General features: G+C 64.7%; 17 protein-coding genes. 6 read left to right on the top strand and 11 right to left on the bottom strand.

The window, feature by feature from the left end:
- Nucleotides 1-19 precede the first annotated feature (19 nt).
- On the top strand, nucleotides 20-1,129 hold the full coding sequence (locus ACR9YP_RS01505) for an amidohydrolase family protein (RefSeq protein ID WP_438104473.1): 1,110 nt from the start codon (nucleotides 20-22) through the stop codon (nucleotides 1,127-1,129).
- Nucleotides 1,129-1,542: a Rieske (2Fe-2S) protein gene (locus tag ACR9YP_RS01500; protein ID WP_438104475.1), complete on the top strand. Its 414-nt coding sequence runs from the start codon at nucleotides 1,129-1,131 to the stop codon at nucleotides 1,540-1,542. Before ACR9YP_RS01505 ends, ACR9YP_RS01500 begins: the two co-directional genes overlap by 1 nt.
- 197 nt (nucleotides 1,543-1,739) lie before the next feature.
- On the opposite strand, the gene tcuC is transcribed toward ACR9YP_RS01500, so the two are convergent.
- Together tcuC and ACR9YP_RS01490 are read right to left on the bottom strand one after the other, a co-directional pair.
- The gene (gene tcuC / locus ACR9YP_RS01495; RefSeq protein WP_474218850.1) at nucleotides 1,740-3,068 is read right to left on the bottom strand and encodes a tricarballylate/proton symporter TcuC; all 1,329 of its coding nucleotides are present in this window, start codon (nucleotides 3,066-3,068) and stop codon (nucleotides 1,740-1,742) included.
- 144 nt (nucleotides 3,069-3,212) lie between these two features.
- Nucleotides 3,213-4,112: a transcriptional regulator GcvA gene (locus tag ACR9YP_RS01490; RefSeq protein ID WP_438104477.1), complete on the bottom strand. Its 900-nt coding sequence runs from the start codon at nucleotides 4,110-4,112 to the stop codon at nucleotides 3,213-3,215.
- A 110-nt stretch (nucleotides 4,113-4,222) separates the two neighbouring features.
- Between ACR9YP_RS01490 and ACR9YP_RS01485 the strand changes: the two genes are divergently transcribed.
- Nucleotides 4,223-4,426: a DUF1127 domain-containing protein gene (locus ACR9YP_RS01485; protein WP_091890623.1), complete on the top strand. Its 204-nt coding sequence runs from the start codon at nucleotides 4,223-4,225 to the stop codon at nucleotides 4,424-4,426.
- A gap of 68 nt (nucleotides 4,427-4,494) precedes the next feature.
- Entirely contained in the window at nucleotides 4,495-5,118 is a 624-nt protein-coding gene (locus ACR9YP_RS01480) for a GNAT family N-acetyltransferase (RefSeq protein ID WP_370987883.1), read from the top strand.
- Nucleotides 5,119-5,163: 45 nt separating this feature from the next.
- Here the strand turns inward: ACR9YP_RS01480 and ACR9YP_RS01475 are convergent, their stop codons facing one another.
- A complete protein-coding gene (locus ACR9YP_RS01475; RefSeq protein WP_474218849.1) occupies nucleotides 5,164-5,994 on the bottom strand; it encodes an enoyl-CoA hydratase in 831 nt (276 codons plus the stop codon).
- Nucleotides 5,995-6,162: 168 nt separating this feature from the next.
- The gene (locus ACR9YP_RS01470; protein ID WP_438104482.1) at nucleotides 6,163-6,864 is read right to left on the bottom strand and encodes an SDR family NAD(P)-dependent oxidoreductase; all 702 of its coding nucleotides are present in this window, start codon (nucleotides 6,862-6,864) and stop codon (nucleotides 6,163-6,165) included.
- 222 nt (nucleotides 6,865-7,086) lie between these two features.
- On the opposite strand from ACR9YP_RS01470, the gene ACR9YP_RS01465 reads away from it, so the two are divergent.
- Nucleotides 7,087-8,871, top strand: a complete 1,785-nt coding sequence (locus tag ACR9YP_RS01465) for an acyl-CoA dehydrogenase family protein (protein ID WP_474218848.1) — start codon at nucleotides 7,087-7,089, stop codon at nucleotides 8,869-8,871.
- A 156-nt stretch (nucleotides 8,872-9,027) separates the two neighbouring features.
- Nucleotides 9,028-10,116, top strand: coding sequence for a Zn-dependent alcohol dehydrogenase (locus ACR9YP_RS01460; RefSeq protein WP_438104485.1), 1,089 nt, complete (start codon nucleotides 9,028-9,030; stop codon nucleotides 10,114-10,116).
- Nucleotides 10,117-10,181: 65 nt separating this feature from the next.
- Here ACR9YP_RS01460 and ACR9YP_RS01455 read toward each other — a convergent pair whose 3' ends face one another.
- The 7 genes from ACR9YP_RS01455 to ACR9YP_RS01425 form a co-directional block, all read right to left on the bottom strand.
- Nucleotides 10,182-11,351, bottom strand: a complete 1,170-nt coding sequence (locus ACR9YP_RS01455) for an IS481 family transposase (RefSeq protein WP_474218847.1) — start codon at nucleotides 11,349-11,351, stop codon at nucleotides 10,182-10,184.
- A gap of 278 nt (nucleotides 11,352-11,629) precedes the next feature.
- Nucleotides 11,630-11,983 (bottom strand): nuclear transport factor 2 family protein, encoded by a 354-nt coding sequence (locus ACR9YP_RS01450; protein WP_474218846.1) that lies wholly within the window; start codon nucleotides 11,981-11,983, stop codon nucleotides 11,630-11,632.
- A 188-nt stretch (nucleotides 11,984-12,171) separates the two neighbouring features.
- A complete protein-coding gene (locus ACR9YP_RS01445) occupies nucleotides 12,172-13,644 on the bottom strand; it encodes an amidase (protein ID WP_474218845.1) in 1,473 nt (490 codons plus the stop codon).
- Between the two features lie 140 nt (nucleotides 13,645-13,784).
- Nucleotides 13,785-14,954, bottom strand: coding sequence for an IS481 family transposase (locus tag ACR9YP_RS01440; RefSeq protein WP_474217576.1), 1,170 nt, complete (start codon nucleotides 14,952-14,954; stop codon nucleotides 13,785-13,787).
- A gap of 209 nt (nucleotides 14,955-15,163) precedes the next feature.
- Nucleotides 15,164-16,135, bottom strand: a complete 972-nt coding sequence (mbfA, locus tag ACR9YP_RS01435) for an iron exporter MbfA (protein ID WP_370987889.1) — start codon at nucleotides 16,133-16,135, stop codon at nucleotides 15,164-15,166.
- A gap of 65 nt (nucleotides 16,136-16,200) precedes the next feature.
- Nucleotides 16,201-17,349: an alpha/beta hydrolase gene (locus ACR9YP_RS01430; RefSeq protein ID WP_438104489.1), complete on the bottom strand. Its 1,149-nt coding sequence runs from the start codon at nucleotides 17,347-17,349 to the stop codon at nucleotides 16,201-16,203.
- 214 nt (nucleotides 17,350-17,563) lie between these two features.
- Nucleotides 17,564-18,433, bottom strand: coding sequence for an MBL fold metallo-hydrolase (locus tag ACR9YP_RS01425; RefSeq protein ID WP_438104490.1), 870 nt, complete (start codon nucleotides 18,431-18,433; stop codon nucleotides 17,564-17,566).
- Between the last annotated feature and the right edge of the window lie 11 nt (nucleotides 18,434-18,444).

The raw sequence follows: 18,444 nt of genomic DNA, 5'->3' as shown, positions 1-18,444 counted from the left end.
TGCCAAAGGAGGCAAGGCGATGAATATCCAGTTCCGCGAGAGCTCCGAAGCTGCTTCCCCACTGACTGCGAAAACCGCGATCGCGGATTGCGACATCCATCCGGCCCGCGCCACCCGCACCGAGCTCTATCCCTACCTCGCCAAACGCTGGCAGCATCACCTCGATATCTACGGCGTCCATGCCTATCAGGGCATGATGGAAGGCCCGCCCTATCCGAAAGCCCAGCCCAACGCCTCGCGCCGCGACGCCTATCCGCCGGAAGGCGGCCCGCAAGGTTCCTCCCTCTCCTTCATGCAGAAGCAGCTGCTCGATCCCAACAACGTGCAGCTCGGCGTGCTCAATCCGCTCAACGCCGGGCAGGGTATCCGCAATCACGAGCTCTCGGCCGCATTGTGCTCGGCGATCAACGACTGGCAGATCGACAAATGGACCAGCAAGGACAAGCGGCTGAAGGCGTCCATCGTCGTCGGCAATGAGGATGGGCTATCGGCCGCCGCCGAGATCCGCGAGCGCGCCGGCGACAAGAATTTCGTGCAGGTGCTGCTGCTCAGCCGCAATGTCGAGCCGCTCGGCCAGCGCCGTTATTGGCCGATCTATCAAGCCGCGGAAGAGGCCGGCCTTCCCGTCGGCGTGCACGCTTTCGGCTTCGGCGGCAATCCGATCACGCCGTCGGGCTGGCCGTCCTATTACATCGAGGAGATGGTGGGACACTCGCAGTGCCAGCAATCGGCGCTGGCGAGCCTCGTGTTGGAGGGCGTGTTCGCGCGCTTCCCGAAACTGAAGATGGTGATGATCGAGGCCGGCTTCGGCTGGGCGCCGTCGCTGGCGTGGCGGCTCGACAAGGCCTGGCAGCGGCTGCGCGGCGAGGTGCCGCATGTGAAGCGGCCGCCGTCGGAATATATCCGCGAGCAGGTGTGGTGGACCACGCAGCCGATGGAAGACCCGGAGCGGCGCGAGGATCTGTTCGACGTCATCAACTGGATCGGTTGGGACCGGCTCTTGTTCGCGACCGACTATCCGCATTGGGACTATGACGAGCCGTCGCGCGTGCTGCCGGCCGGCGTCAGCGAGACCAATCGCGAGGCGTTCTATCTCGGCAATGCGCGCAAGCTCTACGGACTGGCTTGATGGCGCGTCATGTGATCGCTGCGGTCGACGAGCTTCCGCCGGGCACGCGAAAATTCCTGGAGATCGACGGACGGCCGATCGCGGTCTTCAACATCAAGGGCGAATATTTCGGCCTGATGAACCGCTGCCCGCATCAGGGCGCGGCGTTGTGCGAAGGCCCGCTGATCGGCCTCGCGCAATCGAAGGATCCCGGCGAGATCGAATATACGAAACTCGGCGAGATCATCCGCTGCCCCTGGCACGGCTGGGAGTTCGACATCCGCACCGGCCAGTCCTATTGCGACCCCCGCCGCTTCCGCGTGAAGGCCTATCCGGCCAATGTCGAACCGGGCGCCAGCGTGGTGAAGGGGCCGTATGTCGCCGAGACGATCCCGGTAAAAGTCGAGAGCGACTACGTGGTGGTGGAGCTGTAGTCTCGCTTCTTCACCCTCCCCTGGAGGGGGAGGGTCGTTCGCGCGCAGCGCGAGCGGGGTGGGGTGATCTCTCCACTCGGGCACTGTTGGTTTTGGAGAAACCGTCACCCCACCCCGTCTCACATTTCGCTGCGGTCAATGTGAGCCGACCCTCCCCCTCCAGGGGAGGGTAAGAGGCGCCCCGGAACGACGCCCTCTCAATGCCCCGCCACCGGCTCCGGCACCACGTCATAGGCCGGCACCGCCTTGCCGCCGCCGCGATACACCGTCGAGGCCGCGATGATGCCGAGCAGAGCTGCGAACATCAGCCAGAAGCCGGGCGAGGCCTTGTCGCCGCTCCGCTCGATCAGCCAGGTCGAGGCGAATGGCGTGAAGGTGCCGAACAGAGCGGCGGCGAGCGCGAAGGCGAGCGAGAAGCAGGTGGTGCGCACATGCGCCGGCACGATCTCGACGAGAGCACCGAGCATGGTGCCGCTGTAGACGCCGAAATAGAACGAGAACATCATCTCGACCGTGAGCAGCTTGCCGAAGGTCGGCGCCGTCACCAGCCAGTGCAGCGCCGGATAGGCGGTGACGAGCGAGAGGCTGGCGATGGCGAGCAGCACCGGCTTGCGGCCGATGCGATCGGACAGCGCACCGCCGACTGGATTCCAGATGAAGTTGGTCACCGCCACGAGCAGCGTGACCAGCAGCGCGTCCTGTGTCGACAGCTTCAGCACGGTCTTGCCGAAGGTCGGCGTGTACACCGTGACGAAATAGAACGTCGTCGTGGTCAGGATCGCGATCATCATGCCGAGGATGACGATGCGCCAGTTGGCGAGCGCGGACGCGAACACCTCGTTCGCGGTCGGATGCTTCTTCATGGCGAGGAAGGCCGGCGTCTCCTCCAGCGTCCGCCGCAGCAGGAAGATCAGCGGAATGATCAGGCAGCCGACGAAGAAGGGAATGCGCCAGCCCCAGGCGGCGACGGTGTCGGCCGGCATCACCTCGGAGAGGATGAAGCCGAGGATCGAGGCCACGAAGATCGCGACCTGCTGGCTCGACGACTGGAACGAAGTGTAGAAGCCGCGATTGCCGGGCGTTGCGATCTCCGCGAGATACACCGACACGCCGCCGAGCTCGACGCCCGCGGAGAAGCCTTGCAGCAGGCGGCCGATCAGCACGATGATCGGAGCCGCGATACCGATGGTTGCGTAGCTCGGGCAGAACGCGATGACCACGGTGCCGAAGGCCATGATGCCGAGCGTGACGATCAGGCCCTGGCGGCGGCCGATGCGGTCGATATAGGCCCCGAGCACGATCGCGCCCACCGGTCGCATCAAGGCGCCGAGCCAGAACACGCCGAACGTGTTGAGCAGCGAGGCGGTCTCGTTGGTGGAGGGAAAGAACGCCTTGCCGATCGCGGCGGCATAGAAACCGAACAGGAAGAAGTCGAACTGCTCGAGGAAATTGCCCGAGGTGGCGCGCAGGATGGCGCCGATGCGCGACTTGATCGCGGGTGGATTCGATGCGGCTGATCCAGCCATGGTGTTCTCCCCTTGGAAAGGCGTGGCCGGCCGGAATTCATCCTCACGGCCAGCCGACAGATTGATGCTGCGACAATCTGCCTCACCCCTTCCCGCACGGTGGGAGGCGAGTCAATCGATTTTGCCGAGGAAGCTGATGATTTTTCAGGCTTTATTTTGCGTTGCAGCGATCATCCAGTTCCGGAAGGCGGTCAACTTCGGCGCCTCGCGGCGGCCCTCCGGCGAGACCAGGTAGAAGCCGGCATCGGCCGGCAGCGCGATCTTGAAGGGCACCACGAGCCGGCCCTTGGCGATGTCGTCCTGCACGTAGGAAGTCCGGCCCATCGCGACGCCGATGCCGTCGATCGCGGCCTGGATGGTCATGAAGATCATGTCGAAGGTGATGCCGGGTTGCCTGGCGATATCGGCCGGCAGGCCCGCCGCCGTCAGCCACAGCCGCCAATCGTCGCTGTTGGCGTTGGAGGTGTGCAGCAGCGGATGGTTGCGCAGGTCCTGCGGCCGGCGCAGCGGCTTGTCGCCGCGCAGCAGTGACGGGCTGCACACCGGAAACAGCTCGTCCGCCATCAGCCAGTCGGCACGCAGGCCCGGCCACTGGCCGCGGCCGTAGCGGATCGCGGCATCGACGTCGTCGCGCTGGAAGTCGACAAGACTGGTCGAGGTGGTGATGCGGACATCGATGCCGGGATGCTGTTCCTGGAAATCGGTGAGCCGCGGCAGCAGCCATTTTGCGGCGAGCGAAGCCAGCGTCGACACCGTCAGCACCTTGTCGTCGTCCTTGCGCAGCAGCCGATCGGTGGCGAGGCGCAGGTCGTTGAAGGCAGCGCGGACGCCGGGGAGGTAATCCCGCGCCTCCGGCGTCAGCGCCAGCGCACGGTTCTGCCGGACGAACAGGCGGATGCCGAGCTCCTCCTCCAGCCTTCGGATCTGATGGCTGATCGCGGTCTGGGTCACGTTCAGCTCGGCCGCCGCCAGCGTGAAGCTGAGATGGCGCGCAGCGGCCTCGAACGCCCGCAATCCGTTCAGGGACGGCAATCTGGCAGTCATTTGGCAGCAGGATACATGACGTTATTTCATGCGAAAAGGTACAAATTGTCGTTTGTCGCGGCGCAGCAGAAGGCAGATATTCGCGGTCAAATTAGCTCCAGGAGCTGAAGATGTCTACGTTGACCCAGAATTCGATGACAAATCATCATGCGCCAGGTCTGCTCCACCAGATCGGCGACACCCTCCACCTCTGGCATGAGCGCTACCGTAACAGGCGCGAGCTCACCAACTGGACCGCGCGCGATCTACAGGACGTCGGCCTGTCCTGGTCCGACATTGCCTATGAGGCCGACAAACCCTTCTGGCGGGCCTGATAGGCCGTCAGGCCGGCGCCGCCTGATCACGGGGGCGCCGGCGGTCCCCTTTTCGCACGGTGCCGGTCATGAGTACGCTTCGCCTCGAAGATCTCACGCAATATTCGGATACGCTGCGCACCCGGCAGGGTGAGGCCGTCACCGTTCGCTTCGTCGAGCCGCGCGATACCGAGGAGCTCCAGCACTATTTCCGCTCGCTCTCGACCCGCTCCCGCTACAACCGCTTCTTCGGCGCGATCAGCGAATTGCCGAAGGGGCTGCTGCACGATTTCCTCGAGGTCGGTGAGCGCGAGCGCTTCACCGCGGTCGCGACCATGATGGTCGACGGCTTCGAGACCATCGTCGCCGAAATGCGCTATGCGCTCCATGCGGAAACATCGACGCTCGAGTTCGGCCTGTCGGTCGATGATCGCTGGCACGGCCACGGCATCGCCACCGCGCTTCTGAAGAATCTCGAATGCCGCGCCGCCGCGCTCGGCGCCGAGCGCATCTTTGGCGACACGCTGCGCTCCAACGAGACCATGATCTCGCTCGCCCGCAAATCCGGCTTCGCCTTCGTCAACCATCCCGACGATTGGAAGCTGGTGCGCTTCGACAAGGAGATCACGGTCGCACCGAAAGACATTCCCTGTGCGAGCTGGCGGCTCGCCGCGCTTTCCCGTCAGGCCGACAGCCCCTCAGCCTCGGCCTGACACCACTCGATGCCCGGCTTGCTGCCGGGCATTTTTTTGCGCCACCTACTTCCCCGTGAACACCGCCTTGCGCTTCTCGATGAAGGCCTGCACCGCCTCCTTGTGATCGGCGGTCGTGGTGAGGCGAATCAACCGTTCAGCCTCGTGATCCCGGGCGGTCTCGAAGTCGAACAGCACGGCCTCGTCGAGATTGTCCTTCATGTAGCGCAGCGCGAGGCGCGGGCCTTCGGCGAGCGATTTGGCCAGCGCGAAGGCCTCCGCTTGCAGCCTGTCGTCGGGCACCACACGGTTGACGAGACCGATGGCCTCGCACCTGACAGCGTCGACACGGTCGCCGGTGAACATCAATTCGCGCGCCCGTGCGGTGCCGACCAGCCGGGTGAGCAGCCAGGCGATGCCGTAATCACCGCTGAGCGCGATGCGGGCGTAGCCGGTGGCAACGAAGGCGGATTGCGCAGCGATGCGGATGTCGCAGGCCATGGCGATGGCAAGCCCGGCGCCGACCGCGGGGCCGGGCAGGGCGGCGATCGTCGGCTTGCGCACCGACACCAGCGCGCCGGTGAGCAGCCGCTGCCGCTCCTGGAGATCGGCGATACGATCCTCGAGCGGCATCTCCAGCTTCTTCGGATCGCGATGCGCGCCCATGCCCTTGACGTTGCCGCCGGCACAAAAGGCTTCACCCGCGCCGGTGAGCAGCAGCGCGCCGACATCAGGACTCTCGTCGCAGCTCCGGATCATCGTGCGCAGCGCTGGCGTCAGCGTGTCGGACAGCGAGTTGCGCGCCTCGGGCCGATTCAGCGTGATGACAGCGACGCGGTCGCGGATCACGCAGAGCAGTTCATCGGTGCCGGTATCGATGGTGGTTTCCGTCGTCATGTCGCCTCCCTTATTCGCCCGTCATTGCGAGGAGCCCGCGACAAAATTGCGAAGCAATTTTGCGCTGGCGACGAAGCAATCCGGTCTGTATCCGCGGAGATATCTCTGGATTGCTTCGCTTCGCTCGCAATGACGATTGTTGTGACGCTATTGCCTCAAAACACCGCCTCAAAAATTCTCCACCCACGGCCGCAACTCCAGCTCCCAGCTCCAGGCGCTGCGCGGCTGCTGCAATACGTTCCAATAGCTCTGCGCGATGGCGTCGGGGTCGAGCATCGAGTCCGGCTTGTCGGCCGGCTCGGCGCGTGCCGCGCTGCGGATCGCGCCGTCGATGACGAAATGCGCGACATGGATGCCCTGCGGCGACAATTCGCGCGCCATGCTCTGCGCGAGGCCGCGCAGCGCGAACTTGCCCATCGCAAAGGGCGTCGACTGCGCATAGCCCTTGACGCTGGCGGAGGCGCCGGTGAACAGGATCGCGCCGTGCTTGTTCGGCAGCATGCGTTTGGCCGCCTGCTGCGCCACCAGGAAGCCGCCATAGGCGCTGACCGCGATCGCCTGCGCGACTTCGACAGGGACCAGGTCGAGGAACGGTCCGCGCGTGCGGCCGCTGGCGTTGTAGACGACGAGGTCGGGCGTGCCGATCTCGCGCTCGACCAGGCCGAACAGCCGCTCGACCTCCTCAGGCTCCGTAGCGTTGCAGGCATAGGCCTTGGCCCCGGTCTCGGTACAGAGCGCGCCCAGCTTCTCGATCTTGCGCGCGGCAAGGGCGACGCGGATGTTCTGGGCGGCAAACAGCCGCGCCAGCGACGCGCTCAATCCTTCGCCGGCGCCGACGATGAGCGCGATCTTGTATTTTGGGTGTTCCATGGCGTGATCTCTCGGAGACGGGGAGCCGTTGATCTATGCATGGTCCGCGCGGACAACCAGCCGGGGCGGTCACAATTCCGCAGGGCGAATTGCTCCCCCGCGGCGATCATGCCGCCCTGACGATTTGCGGCTTTATCCGCATCCGCCTCTGGAGCATGATCGACATCATTCCAAGCGGCAAGCGCAAAGAATTGCCGTCGGGCGGAAACGAAGAGGACGATCATGCACAAGCCGGTCCCAGCGCAGCCAGCACGTGTCGCGGCCGAGCCGTCTGGCCTGCTGGCGCCCGACACGTCAGGCATGAATTTCTATCGCGCCGATCCCGCGCTGACGGACCTCTTGCGCATCCATCTGCCGGACACGCTGTTCCGCCATATCGAGCCGCATCTCGATCGCCTCGGCGAACTCGCCGGCGGCCCGCTCGACGAATGCGCGCGGCTTGCCGACCGGCATACGCCGATCCTGCATCAGCGCGACAAGTTCGGCCGCGATGTGCAGTGGATCGAATATCATCCGGCCTATCGCGAGCTGGAGAGGGCCGCGTTCGGTGAGTTCGGCATCCACGCGCTCTCGATCCGCAAGGGCATCATGGGCTGGCCGGACAAATATCCCGTGGTCGCCAAGCACGCCTTCACCTTCCTGTTCAACCAGACTGAATTCGGCATGGGCTGCCCGATCAACGTCACCGACGGCTGCGCCAAGCTGCTGGCGGATTTCGGCAGTGAGGCGCTGAAGACCAAATATCTCGATGGTCTCACGCAAACGGACATGAGCAAGCTGACCCAGGGCGGCCAGTTCATGACCGAGAAGGAAGGTGGCTCCGACGTCGGCACGCTGACCACGCGCGCGGTGCAGGAGGGCGATCATTGGCGCCTCTATGGCGAGAAATGGTTCTGCTCGAACGCGGACGCCAAGGTCGTCATGCTGCTGGCGCGCCCTGAAGGCGCCGGCCCCGGCACCCGCGGCGTCGGCCTGTTCCTGATGCCGCGCTTCCTCGACGATGGCGCGCCGAACCACTACCGGATCGTGCGCCTCAAGGACAAGCTCGGCACCCGCTCGATGGCCTCGGGCGAGATCAAGCTCGAAGGCGCGATCGCCTATGCGGTCGGCAAGCTCGATCGCGGCTTCGTACAGATGGCCGAGATGGTGAACTCGTCGCGGCTCTCAAATGGCGTCAAATCCGCCGCGCTGATGCGCCGCGCCTATCACGACGCAATGACGGTCGCGAAGAACCGCGTGGTGTTCGGCAACCGCATCATCGACCTGCCGCTGGGACGGCGGCAGATGCTGAAGATCATGCTGCCGGTCGAGCAGGCGCTGTCGATGAGCTTCCTCACCGCCGACGCGCTCGATCGCGCCGAGGCCGGCAGCCAGGATGCGGCGGCACTCTTGCGCATCCTCACCCCGACACTGAAATTCCGCGCCACGCGCGATGCGCGAAAGGTCTGCGGCGATGCGCTCGAGATGCGTGGCGGCATCGGCTATATCGAGGAGTTCGCCACTGCCCGCCTGCTGCGGGATGCCCATCTCGGCTCGGTCTGGGAAGGCACCGGCAACATCGTCGCGATCGATGCGCTGCGGCGCGCGGTCGGTCGCCATGGCGCGGAATCCGCGCTGGCCGCGGATCTGCATGCCCGGCTCGACGACAGCGCGTCCGTGCCGCAGGCCTGGCGTGATAATCTGCGCGGTCTTGTCGATCGTGCCGTCGGCTTCGCACGCGAGGTCGCGGGCAAGGCCGACAATGAGGCGGACGCGCGTCGCGCCACCAGCCTGCTCTATCATGTCGCCAGCGCCGTCGCGCTGGCCTGGGAAGGGCATCGCATCCACGACATGCGCGGCGATGCGCGCCGGCTGTTGCTGTCGCGTCTCGTGATCGACCACCGCGTGTTGCCGAGCGATCCGTTCCGGCTGACGGAAAATCCAGTGCAGCAGAAGATCGCCGCGCTGCTGCTCGGCGATCGCGACGGCAGCATGAGCGAGGTTGGCGAACTGGTTCTGGCGGCGTAGGCTCTTCACCTCTCCCGTAGGGAGAGGTCGATTTGCGCAGCAAATCGGGTGAGGGGTCCAGGTCCCACGAGGGAGCGTAACCCCTCACCCGGCGCTTCGCGCCGACCTCTCCCCATGGGAGAGGTAAAACGAAACAACAACACCGAGGAAACACCGATGAAGGCCGCCGTCCTCTATGAAGTCAACCAGCCGCTCGTCATCGAGGATGTCAGCCTGCCGAAGCCCGGCCCGCGCGAGGTCCTGATCCGCACGGCGGTCGCCGGCCTCTGTCACTCCGATCTGCACTTCATGGAGGGGCTCTATCCGCATCCACTGCCCGCGGTGCTTGGGCACGAGTCCGCCGGCGTGGTCGAGCAGGTCGGCTCCGACGTCACTTACGTCAAGCCCGGCGATCACGTCGTCACCTGCCTCTCGGTCTTCTGCGGCACCTGCGACAACTGCACGACGGGGCGCACCGTGCTCTGCACCGACACCACGGTGAAGATGCTGCCGGGCGTCTCCAACCGAATGCAATGGTCCAGACCAGAGAAGCTGCACCAGTTTCTCAACCTCTCGTCCTTCGCCGAGCAGATGCTGGTGCATGAGAACGCGATCGTCAAAATCCGCAAAGAAATGCCGCTGGATCTCGCCGCGCTGATCGGCTGCGGCGTCATCACCGGCTACGGCGCGGTCGTGAACACGGCCAAGGTGACGGCCGGCGAGACCGTGGCGGTGATCGGCTGCGGCGGCGTCGGGATGGCCGCGATCAACGGCGCGCAGATCGCCGGCGCCGGCCGCATCATCGCCATCGACACCAATCCGGCAAAACTCCAGCTCGCGACCAAGCTGGGAGCGACCGACATCATCAACCCCGCCGACGGCGACGTCGTGAAGCAGGTGCGCGACCTCACCAATGGTGGCGTGCACCATTCCTTCGAGGTGCTCGGCCGCAAGGAGACCGCGGAGCAGGCCTTTGCCATGCTCGCTTCGGGCGGCACGGCCACCATCGTCGGCATGATCCCGTTCGGCCAGAAGATCGAGCTGCACGGCTTTGACTTCCTGCGCGAGCGCAAGATCCAGGGCTCCTCGATGGGCTCGAACCATTTTCGCGTCGACATGCCGCGGCTGGTTGACTTCTACCTGCGCGGCCGGCTGCAACTGGAGGACTGGATCTCGGCCAAGCTGAAGCTAAACGAGATCAACGAGGGCTTTGCCAACATGAAAGCCGGCAAGACGCTGCGCAGCGTGATCGTGTTCGATAGCTGACACTGGCGTTTGCCGGCTGCTCAGGCTTGTCGCCCCAATTCAGGTGTCATCGCCCGGCTCGATGTTCAGCCCGGGGACATGACCGACGGGTGTTCGGGGATATAGCCGACACTTTTTCCGCTCGCCAAGTCGATGATAGCGACTTGGTGGGCGGCGAAGAAGACCCCGTATTGCGCAGCGTTTGCCGAGGGGCGGATGGCAAGGCGCTCGCCGCAGAAGGCCTGGGGGACCTTCCAAAGACATCCCTTGAAGCTGACATAGGCCTTGGTCGTGGAGACGCGGCGTACGATCTCGTGGCTGTCGTATTCGACCTCCGGCAATCGATCGGGCATGGCTCGCTGGCTCGGCCGATATCGACTGGCCGGGACCTGTTGTCCGAGCGCTTCGTGCGGTCGCTCGAAGTTGTAGACTTCCCGCCAGGCGTCGAAGGCGCGCTGTGTCTCTGCGAGATCGCGGAAGTGCCGCAGCGCGAACACCTCAGCCGCGAGCGTGCGGTGGAACCGCTCATTCTTGCCACGGCTTTGCGGGTGATATGGGCGGCTGTGGATGACCGCGATGCCGAGCTTGAGCAGCCATACCGAGAACCGCGTCCATCGTTCGCCCGAGGGATCGCCCCAAGGCGAACCATTGTCGACGAAGAAGGCCTCCGGGAGGCCGTAAAGGCGAAAGGTCTTCTCCAGGCGGCTGCGCACGGTATCTGTGCGTTGATCAGCACAGGCCTGCAGGCACAGATCATAGCGCGAGTGGTCGTCCACGACCGTCAGAGGATGGCATTGGGCATCATTGCCGAGCCGAACCCAGCCTTTGAAGTCCATCTGCCACAACAGATTGGGGGCCGGCATCTCGAAACGCTGGCTGGCCACCGCGCCGCCGGCCGGAGGCTTGATGCGGCCGGACCGACGCAAGATCTGATGGACTGTTGAGACGGCTGGCGCGCGAAAGCCATCGCGCTCGAGACAACGAGCTATCTTGCGAGCTCCCCAGGCCGGATGAGCATCGCGTACCGCGGTAATGCGCGCCTCGAGCTCGCAATCGGTCTGTCCCGGGCTCGCATGCGGTCGCCGCGAGCGGTCCTCGATGTCCTGGTCGGCCTGCCATCGTGCAAGCCATTTGTAGCCCGTATCGGGATGGATATTGAACCGCCGACGGAGTTCTCGTCGGTTCGCTCCCTCCTGCATCGCAAGCCGAACGAACTCTCGCCGCTGATCCATCACCGACACCTCTCGCCAGGGCATGGACTTGGCCTCCCACACTGCCAAATCCGTGCACTATGACGTGTCGGCTATGTCCCCGAACACCCGTCGGTCATGTCCCCGGGCTGAACATCAAGCCGGGCGATCCAGTACGCCGCGGCAGAAGTTGTGTGAACGAACTGCGGCCGCGGAGTACTGGATGCCCCGGTCCCGGCTCCGCCAAGGCTACGCCGGGGCCACAAGGGTGCTCGGCCGCCGAAGCTTTAGCGAAGGCGGCAAGCCGGGGCATGACAGCGGAGTGTAAAGATAGTTACCTCAACTCACCGCGAAACGTGCGCGGATACGGCGAGCCATGTCCCGTTCGTCTTCGCCCAGCAATCGGTATATCGCCCACTCGCCCGCTGGCCATCCGCCGTGGTGTAGCTGGTCGCGGCGTGGATGATGGCGAAGTCGCCCATGATGCGGATGATGACGTCATGCGCATGCAAATTGCGGATCGCGATCGGCCGCGCCGTCTGCTCCAGGAAGGCTGTGCGATCGACCAGCGTCTTGTCGGGATTGGAGCAGTAGAACTCCGGCGCCAGGATCTCGTCAAAGCGCTTGACGTCGCAGTTCTGCACGGAGGCGACATAGTCGCGGTTGAGCGCGGTGAGCTGTTCGAGGTCGTTGCTCATTCTATTTTCTCCCTCTCGGGGATGTGCGTAGCGCAAAATCTCGACGTTGTTTTTACCCCGTCATTGCGAGGAGCCCTTGCGACGAAGCAATCCAGAATCGTTCCGCAGTGACAGCCTGGATTGCTTCGCGGAGCCTGTCATCGGGCCGCGCTTCGCGCGGACCCTTTGGCTCGCAATGACGGGGAGGACTAGTCGTCAAACATCTTCGGCGGCACGAACCCGCCGAACTCGCGCTCGATCAGTTCGGCGAGCTTCAGCGGCGTCCGGTCCTCGAGGAACGGCCCGATGATCTGCACGCCGACCGGCAGGCCGTCCTTCGACAGACCGAGCGGAATGGCCGTTGCCGGCAGGCCCGTCAGCGTGGCGATGCCGGGCCAGGCAAGCTGATCCGGATAGACATAGTCCTTGCCGTCGATGTTGATCCGGCGCGTCTCCTGCTGCGGCGAATGATCATGCGGATAGGCCGGTGTCGGCATGATCGGGCAGATCACCGCATCGAATGTCCTGAACAATTGCCGCCATTGCGCGCGCAGCCCGGCGCGGGCGCCCTCGTCGAACACCCAGGCCTGATGCGTGTACGTCATGCCGCGCAGCCGCTCTGCCGTAAGGCTCTTGTCCTCAGGTGAGAGTTGCGCCGCCCCCGCACGCGCGCCGGCGAGAATGTCCGGCGGAAAGAACGCGCCGAGAAAGCTCATCAGCATGCGCATGTAGAGGCGCGAGGCTTCCGTGAAATCCGGAAACAGCGGGCTCTCGCGTGCGACGCGCGCGCCCATGCTCGCCAATCGGCCCGCCAGCTTCTCGATCGCGCCGCGAATGTCGGCATTCGCTGGCAGCAACGGGTGGCTGTCGATCACCAGCACACGGAAATCCTTCAGCACGTGGTGTCGCGCCTCCGGCAGCGCGAGCTTGTATCCGATGCCGAGGTCCAGCGGATCGGGGGCTGCCATCACCTCCAGGAGCAAGGGCAGATCGGCTGCACTCCGCGCCATCGGACCGATCACCGCCATGTCGCGCTCCATCGGGATGGCCGGAAATGGCGGCGGCGTATGGCCGCGCGTCGGGCAGAGATTGTAGCTCGGCTTGTGCGCATAGACACCGCAGTGGAAGGCGGGCACCCGCAGCGAGCCGCCGATGTCGGAGCCGAGCGAGAGCGGTCCGTAGCCGGCCGCGAGCGCTGCGGACGAGCCGCCCGATGAGCCGCCGGGCGTGCGGTCGAGATCGAACGGATTGTTCGTGGTGCCGTAGATCTCGTTGTAGCTCTGCCAATCGCCCAAGCCGACGGGAACGTTGGTCTTGCCGAGGATGATGCCGCCGGCGTTCTTCACCCGGGTGATCGACAGTGCGTCCTCCGCCGGCTTGAAATCCTTCTGCGGTGTCCAGCCCCAGGTCGTGGGCAGGCCGGCGACGTTGAAGGACTCCTTCACGGTGACGGGGAGGCCGAGCAGCGCTTTGCTTTCGCCGCGCGCCAGCGCCCCGTCCGCCTCGCGCGCGGCGCCGAGCGCACGATCGAAATCGCGGACGCAGATCGCGTTGATCTTGCCGTCGTGACGTTGGATGCGGTCGATCGCGTCCTGGGTGAGCTCGACCGCCGAGACTTTCTTCGCGGTCAATGCGGCCGACAGCTCGACCGCACTCTTGAAACTCCATTCCGATTTGGCCACGGCACCTCTCCTGTTCTTATTGTCGGACGATGATGCGCAGTTTGGCCGAATGCCGCAACGGCTGTTTGATCGCGATTGATATTCGGGCGGGACGGAGCGGACGGAGTTCAAGAACTCGCTGTCATCGCCCGGCTTGATGTTCAGCCCGGGGACATGACCGACGGGTGTTCGGGGACATAGCCGACACTTTTTCCGCTCGCCAAGTCGATGATAGCGACTTGGTGGGCGGCGAAGAAGACCCCGTATTGCGCAGCGTTTGCCGAGGGGCGGATGGCAAGGCGCTCGCCGCAGAAGGCCTGGGGGACCTTCCAAAGACATCCCTTGAAGCTGACATAGGCCTTGGTCGTGGAGACGCGGCGTACGATCTCGTGGCTGTCGTATTCGACCTCCGGCAATCGATCGGGCATGGCTCGCTGGCTCGGCCGATATCGACTGGCCGGGACCTGTTGTCCGAGCGCTTCGTGCGGTCGCTCGAAGTTGTAGACTTCCCGCCAGGCGTCGAAGGCGCGCTGTGTCTCTGCGAGATCGCGGAAGTGCCGCAGCGCGAACACCTCAGCCGCGAGCGTGCGGTGGAACCGCTCATTCTTGCCACGGCTTTGCGGGTGATATGGGCGGCTGTGGATGACCGCGATGCCGAGCTTGAGCAGCCATACCGAGAACCGCGTCCATCGTTCGCCCGAAGGATCGCCCCAAGGCGAACCATTGTCGACGAAGAAGGCCTCCGGGAGGCCGTAAAGGCGAAAGGTCTTCTCCAGGCGGCTGCGCACGGTATCTGTGCGTTGATCAGCACAGGCCTGCAGGCACAGATCATAGCGCGAGTGGTCGTCCACGACCGTCAGAGGATGGCATTGGGCATCATTGCCGAGCCGAACCCAGCCTTTGAAGTCCATCTGCCACAACAGATTGGGGGCCGGCATCTCGAAACGCTGGCTGGCCACCGCGCCGCCGGCCGGAGGCTTGATGCGGCCGGACCGACGCAAGATCTGATGGACTGTTGAGACGGCTGGCGCGCGAAAGCCATCGCGCTCGAGACAACGAGCTATCTTGCGAGCTCCCCAGGCCGGATGAGCATCGCGTACCGCGGTAATGCGCGCCTCGAGCTCGCAATCGGTCTGTCCCGGGCTCGCATGCGGTCGCCGCGAGCGGTCCTCGATGTCCTGGTCGGCCTGCCATCGTGCAAGCCATTTGTAGCCCGTATCGGGATGGATATTGAACCGCCGACAGAGTTCTCGTCGGTTCGCTCCCTCCTGCATCGCAAGCCGAACGAACTCTCGCCGCTGATCCATCACCGACACCTCTCGCCAGGGCATGGACTTGGCCTCCCACACTGCCAAATCCGTGCACTATGACGTGTCGGCTATGTCCCCGAACACCCGTCGGTCATGTCCCCGGGCTGAACACTTGACCGGGCGATCCAGTATTCCAGAGGCCTTCGTTGGAGAGCTCGCTCTCACCATATCTGGCGCGGCGTACTGTCATCGCCCGCTTTCGCGGGCGATGACAACGGAGGGTGAAGCTACTACGCCGCCCCGATCACAATCCCCACCGCCAGCACGATGGCGCCGCCGAGCACGATTTGGAATACGGCCTGGAGGAACGGTGTGTCCATGTAGCGCGCGCGGATGAAGGCGATCGCCCACAATTCGAAGAACACGACGACGCAGGCGATTGCGGTTGCGATCCAGAATGCGTTGGCCCAGCTGTCCGGCACGAGATAGGGCGCGGTGTGGCCGAGTCCGCCGAGCGTCGTCATTGCGCCGCAGGTGAGGCCGCGCAGCCAGGGCGAGCCGCGCCCGGTCAGCGAACCGTCGTCGGAGAGCGCTTCCGCAAAGCCCATGCTGATGCCGGCGCCGATCGATGCGGCAAGGCCCACCAGAAATGTCTGCCAGTTCTGGTGCGTGGCGAAGGCCGCCGCAAACAGCGGCGCCAGCGTCGAGACCGATCCGTCCATCAACCCGGCGAGGCCCGGCTGAACATATTGCAGCACGAACATCCGTCGCCGCGTCCGGTCTTCCTCGGCGCGCACGTCGGGCTTGAGGATCTCGCCCGTCAGTCTGGCGGCAGTGTTCTCGTGGCTCTTCTCGGCCTCGGCGAGGTCGCCGAGCAGCCGGCGGACGTTGACGTCCTCGGCCTGCTCGGCGGCCTTCGCATAGAAGCGCTCGGCCTCGAGCTCCATGGTCTCGACTTCTCTGCGGATCGTATCGAGCGCCAGGTTCTTGGTCAGCCAGATCGGGCGGCGGCGCAAAAAGCCCTTGACGTCCTCGCGGCGGATCGGCGGCAGGTGCTGGCCGAAACGCTGCTCGTACATTTCCAGTAGCATGTGCCGATGGCCGCGCTCCTCCTCAGCCATCTGCTCGAACAGCTTTGCCGAATCCGGATAGCGCTCCTTCAGGTCCTCGGCGAAGGTCATGTAAATGCGACTGTCCTCCTCCTCGGAGGAGATCGCGACCGCAAGCACCTCGCGCTCGGTCAGATCGGCAAAATTCTTCACGACGGCCCTGTCACGAGTTTAGAACTATTCTAAACTATATAGGACGCCGCGGTTCCCCGGTCAAATCAGCCGGTGCCGGCCTTCGCGAGGAAATCCAGCAGCAACCGGCTGACTTCGGCCGGCTGCTCCTGCTGCACCCAATGGCCGGCGCCATCGACGAGATGGCAGCCGAGCATCTTTGTGCACGCGCGCGCCTGCTTCGCCTCGAACACGCCGGGGCGCTGATAGGTGCCCCAGTCCTGCTTGCCGGAGATGAAGCAGGAGGGCACGTCGATGCTGCGGCCAGAGAACAGTTGCAGTTCGTGATTGAAAGCGCCCGACGTGCCGCAGCGATACCATTGCAGCCCACCCTGGAATCCGGTGCGGCCATATTCGGCGGCGTAATAGGCGAGCTCGCGGTCGGGCAGCCATTGATTGGCGGCGATCGCGGCCGGCGACGGCATCTCTTTCGCGACCGTCTCCGGCATGGTCTCATTCAGGTCCATCACGTAATAGGTCGGCAGCTTCGCCAGTTCGTTCGCCGACCACGATTCCAGCGGGTGCGGCTTGTTGCCGGTCCAGTCCGCGCTCTTGTGATGATAGTAGGCGCGTAGGAAATCGTGCACGCCCTGGGGCGCGCGGTGCATGTCGCCGTTGGCCGCGCGTGTCGAATAGTACCATTGATAGTGTTTTCGCGGGCGCGGCAGCGCGGCAAGCTCGCGATGCACTGCGTCTTCGGCCGCAGGCTTTGCCGGCGTGTCGGCTGTGTTGAAGGGCAGCGGCGGCGGTCCGCCGAACGGCGCGCTCATCATCGTCACTGAGCGAAACACGTCGGGCCGGATCAGCGCGCACCAGGCCGCCACCGGGCTGCCGAAATCATGTCCGACCACATCAACCTGCCGGTAGCCGAAAGCCGACACCAAGGCGAGCGCATCACGCACCAGGTTGAAGAGCGAGAAGGGCGCGAGATCGTCGTCGTACTCGGCGCTCCATCCCGTCGTGCGCCCATAGCCGCGCTGGTCCGGCGCGATCACGTGATAGCCGGCGGCGGCGAGCGCCGGCATCACCTTGCGCCACGAGAAGGCCAGCTCGGGAAAGCCGTGCAGCAGGAGGATGCTGGGGCGGCCCTTGGTCTCGAAGCCGGCTTCCAGCACATGCACGCGCAAGCCGTTGATGCCGTCGACGTAACGCGTGCGGATGCTGGCGGGAAGGGGGATGTCGGGGAGCGTTATCATCGTTTCCTCCGTGAGGGCGGGAGCTCTTACCCTCCCCTGGAGGGGGAGGGTCGATCGCGCGCAGCGCGAGCGGGGTGGGGTGATCTCTCCCCACGGGCAGTGTTCAACGAGGATAGACCGTCACCCCACCTCGGTTCGCATTCCGCTTCGCTCCATGCGAACCGATCCTCCCCCTCCAGGGGAGGATGGAGTTCGCAGCGCGAGCCGTCCTAGATCAAACCGCCGCGCAGACGAATCCGCTGCCCTTGCGCTTGATCTTCCCGACCGACGGCGAGGGGAAATGCGCGGTGCAGCACAGCGTGTCGGTGTCGCAATAGCGCTCCAGGAAGCTGCGGCGCGTTTTCGCCGCTGTGGCCTGATCGACGTCGAACTTCATCGACAGCTCCGGATAGAGCGCCTGCAGCGGCGAGTGAATGAGATCGCCGGAGAACACCGCATCGTCCTTGCCGCGTCCGATGGTGAAGGCGACATGGCCCGGCGTGTGGCCGGGCGTCGGCAGGATGCGGATGTGATCGCCGATCTGATGGTCGCCGCTGACGAGTTCGTGACGCCCCGCCTCCACCACCGGCAACACGCTGTCGGCAAAGGGCGGGACCTCCGCCTTCGCATTGTTCTCGGTCCAGTAGTCGAACTCCCGCTTGGCGAAGACATAGCGCGCCTTGGGGAAGGTCGGCACCCAGCGGCCGTTCTCGAGCCGGGTGTTCCAGCCGACGTGATCGGCATGCAGATGCGTGCACATCACGAAGTCGATGTCATTGACCGAAACCCCGGCGGCGTGGAGGCCGCGCAAATAAGTGTCGTCGGTCTTCAAGTGCCATTTCGGTCGCTGCGGCCGCGGCTTGTCGTTGCCGATGCAGCTGTCGATCAGGATGGTGTGATGCGGCGTCTTCACCACGTAGGACTGGAAGCACAGGATCAGCGTGTCCTGCTCGTCCAGTGCCTTGGCCTGCCGCATCCAGGCCCGGTTCTCGGCCAGCACCTCCGCTGTCAGTCCCGGAATGAACTCCAGCGCCGAGAAGAAGGGGGCTTCCTGCTCGATGACGCGATGGATGGTGAGATCGCTGACCGAGTATTTGAGGCTCATGAGAGCTCCTG

The organism is Bradyrhizobium sp. BR14999 (genome assembly GCF_056106085.1).
The sequence above is the reverse complement of the archived record's forward strand: the minus strand, read 5'-3'. Positions and strand labels throughout refer to the sequence as shown.

Bases quoted from the DNA above. Each gene is read 5' to 3' on its own strand.
- ACR9YP_RS01505 (WP_438104473.1), top strand. From the start codon at position 20: ATGAATATCCAGTTCCGCGAGAGCTCCGAAGCTGCTTCCCCACTGACT.
- ACR9YP_RS01500 (WP_438104475.1), top strand. From the start codon at position 1,129: ATGGCGCGTCATGTGATCGCTGCGGTCGACGAGCTTCCGCCGGGCACG.
- tcuC (WP_474218850.1), bottom strand. From the start codon at position 3,068: ATGGCTGGATCAGCCGCATCGAATCCACCCGCGATCAAGTCGCGCATC.
- ACR9YP_RS01490 (WP_438104477.1), bottom strand. From the start codon at position 4,112: ATGACTGCCAGATTGCCGTCCCTGAACGGATTGCGGGCGTTCGAGGCC.
- ACR9YP_RS01485 (WP_091890623.1), top strand. From the start codon at position 4,223: ATGTCTACGTTGACCCAGAATTCGATGACAAATCATCATGCGCCAGGT.
- ACR9YP_RS01480 (WP_370987883.1), top strand. From the start codon at position 4,495: ATGAGTACGCTTCGCCTCGAAGATCTCACGCAATATTCGGATACGCTG.
- ACR9YP_RS01475 (WP_474218849.1), bottom strand. From the start codon at position 5,994: ATGACGACGGAAACCACCATCGATACCGGCACCGATGAACTGCTCTGC.
- ACR9YP_RS01470 (WP_438104482.1), bottom strand. From the start codon at position 6,864: ATGGAACACCCAAAATACAAGATCGCGCTCATCGTCGGCGCCGGCGAA.
- ACR9YP_RS01465 (WP_474218848.1), top strand. From the start codon at position 7,087: ATGCACAAGCCGGTCCCAGCGCAGCCAGCACGTGTCGCGGCCGAGCCG.
- ACR9YP_RS01460 (WP_438104485.1), top strand. From the start codon at position 9,028: ATGAAGGCCGCCGTCCTCTATGAAGTCAACCAGCCGCTCGTCATCGAG.
- ACR9YP_RS01455 (WP_474218847.1), bottom strand. From the start codon at position 11,351: ATGCCCTGGCGAGAGGTGTCGGTGATGGATCAGCGGCGAGAGTTCGTT.
- ACR9YP_RS01450 (WP_474218846.1), bottom strand. From the start codon at position 11,983: ATGAGCAACGACCTCGAACAGCTCACCGCGCTCAACCGCGACTATGTC.
- ACR9YP_RS01440 (WP_474217576.1), bottom strand. From the start codon at position 14,954: ATGCCCTGGCGAGAGGTGTCGGTGATGGATCAGCGGCGAGAGTTCGTT.
- ACR9YP_RS01430 (WP_438104489.1), bottom strand. From the start codon at position 17,349: ATGATAACGCTCCCCGACATCCCCCTTCCCGCCAGCATCCGCACGCGT.
- ACR9YP_RS01425 (WP_438104490.1), bottom strand. From the start codon at position 18,433: ATGAGCCTCAAATACTCGGTCAGCGATCTCACCATCCATCGCGTCATC.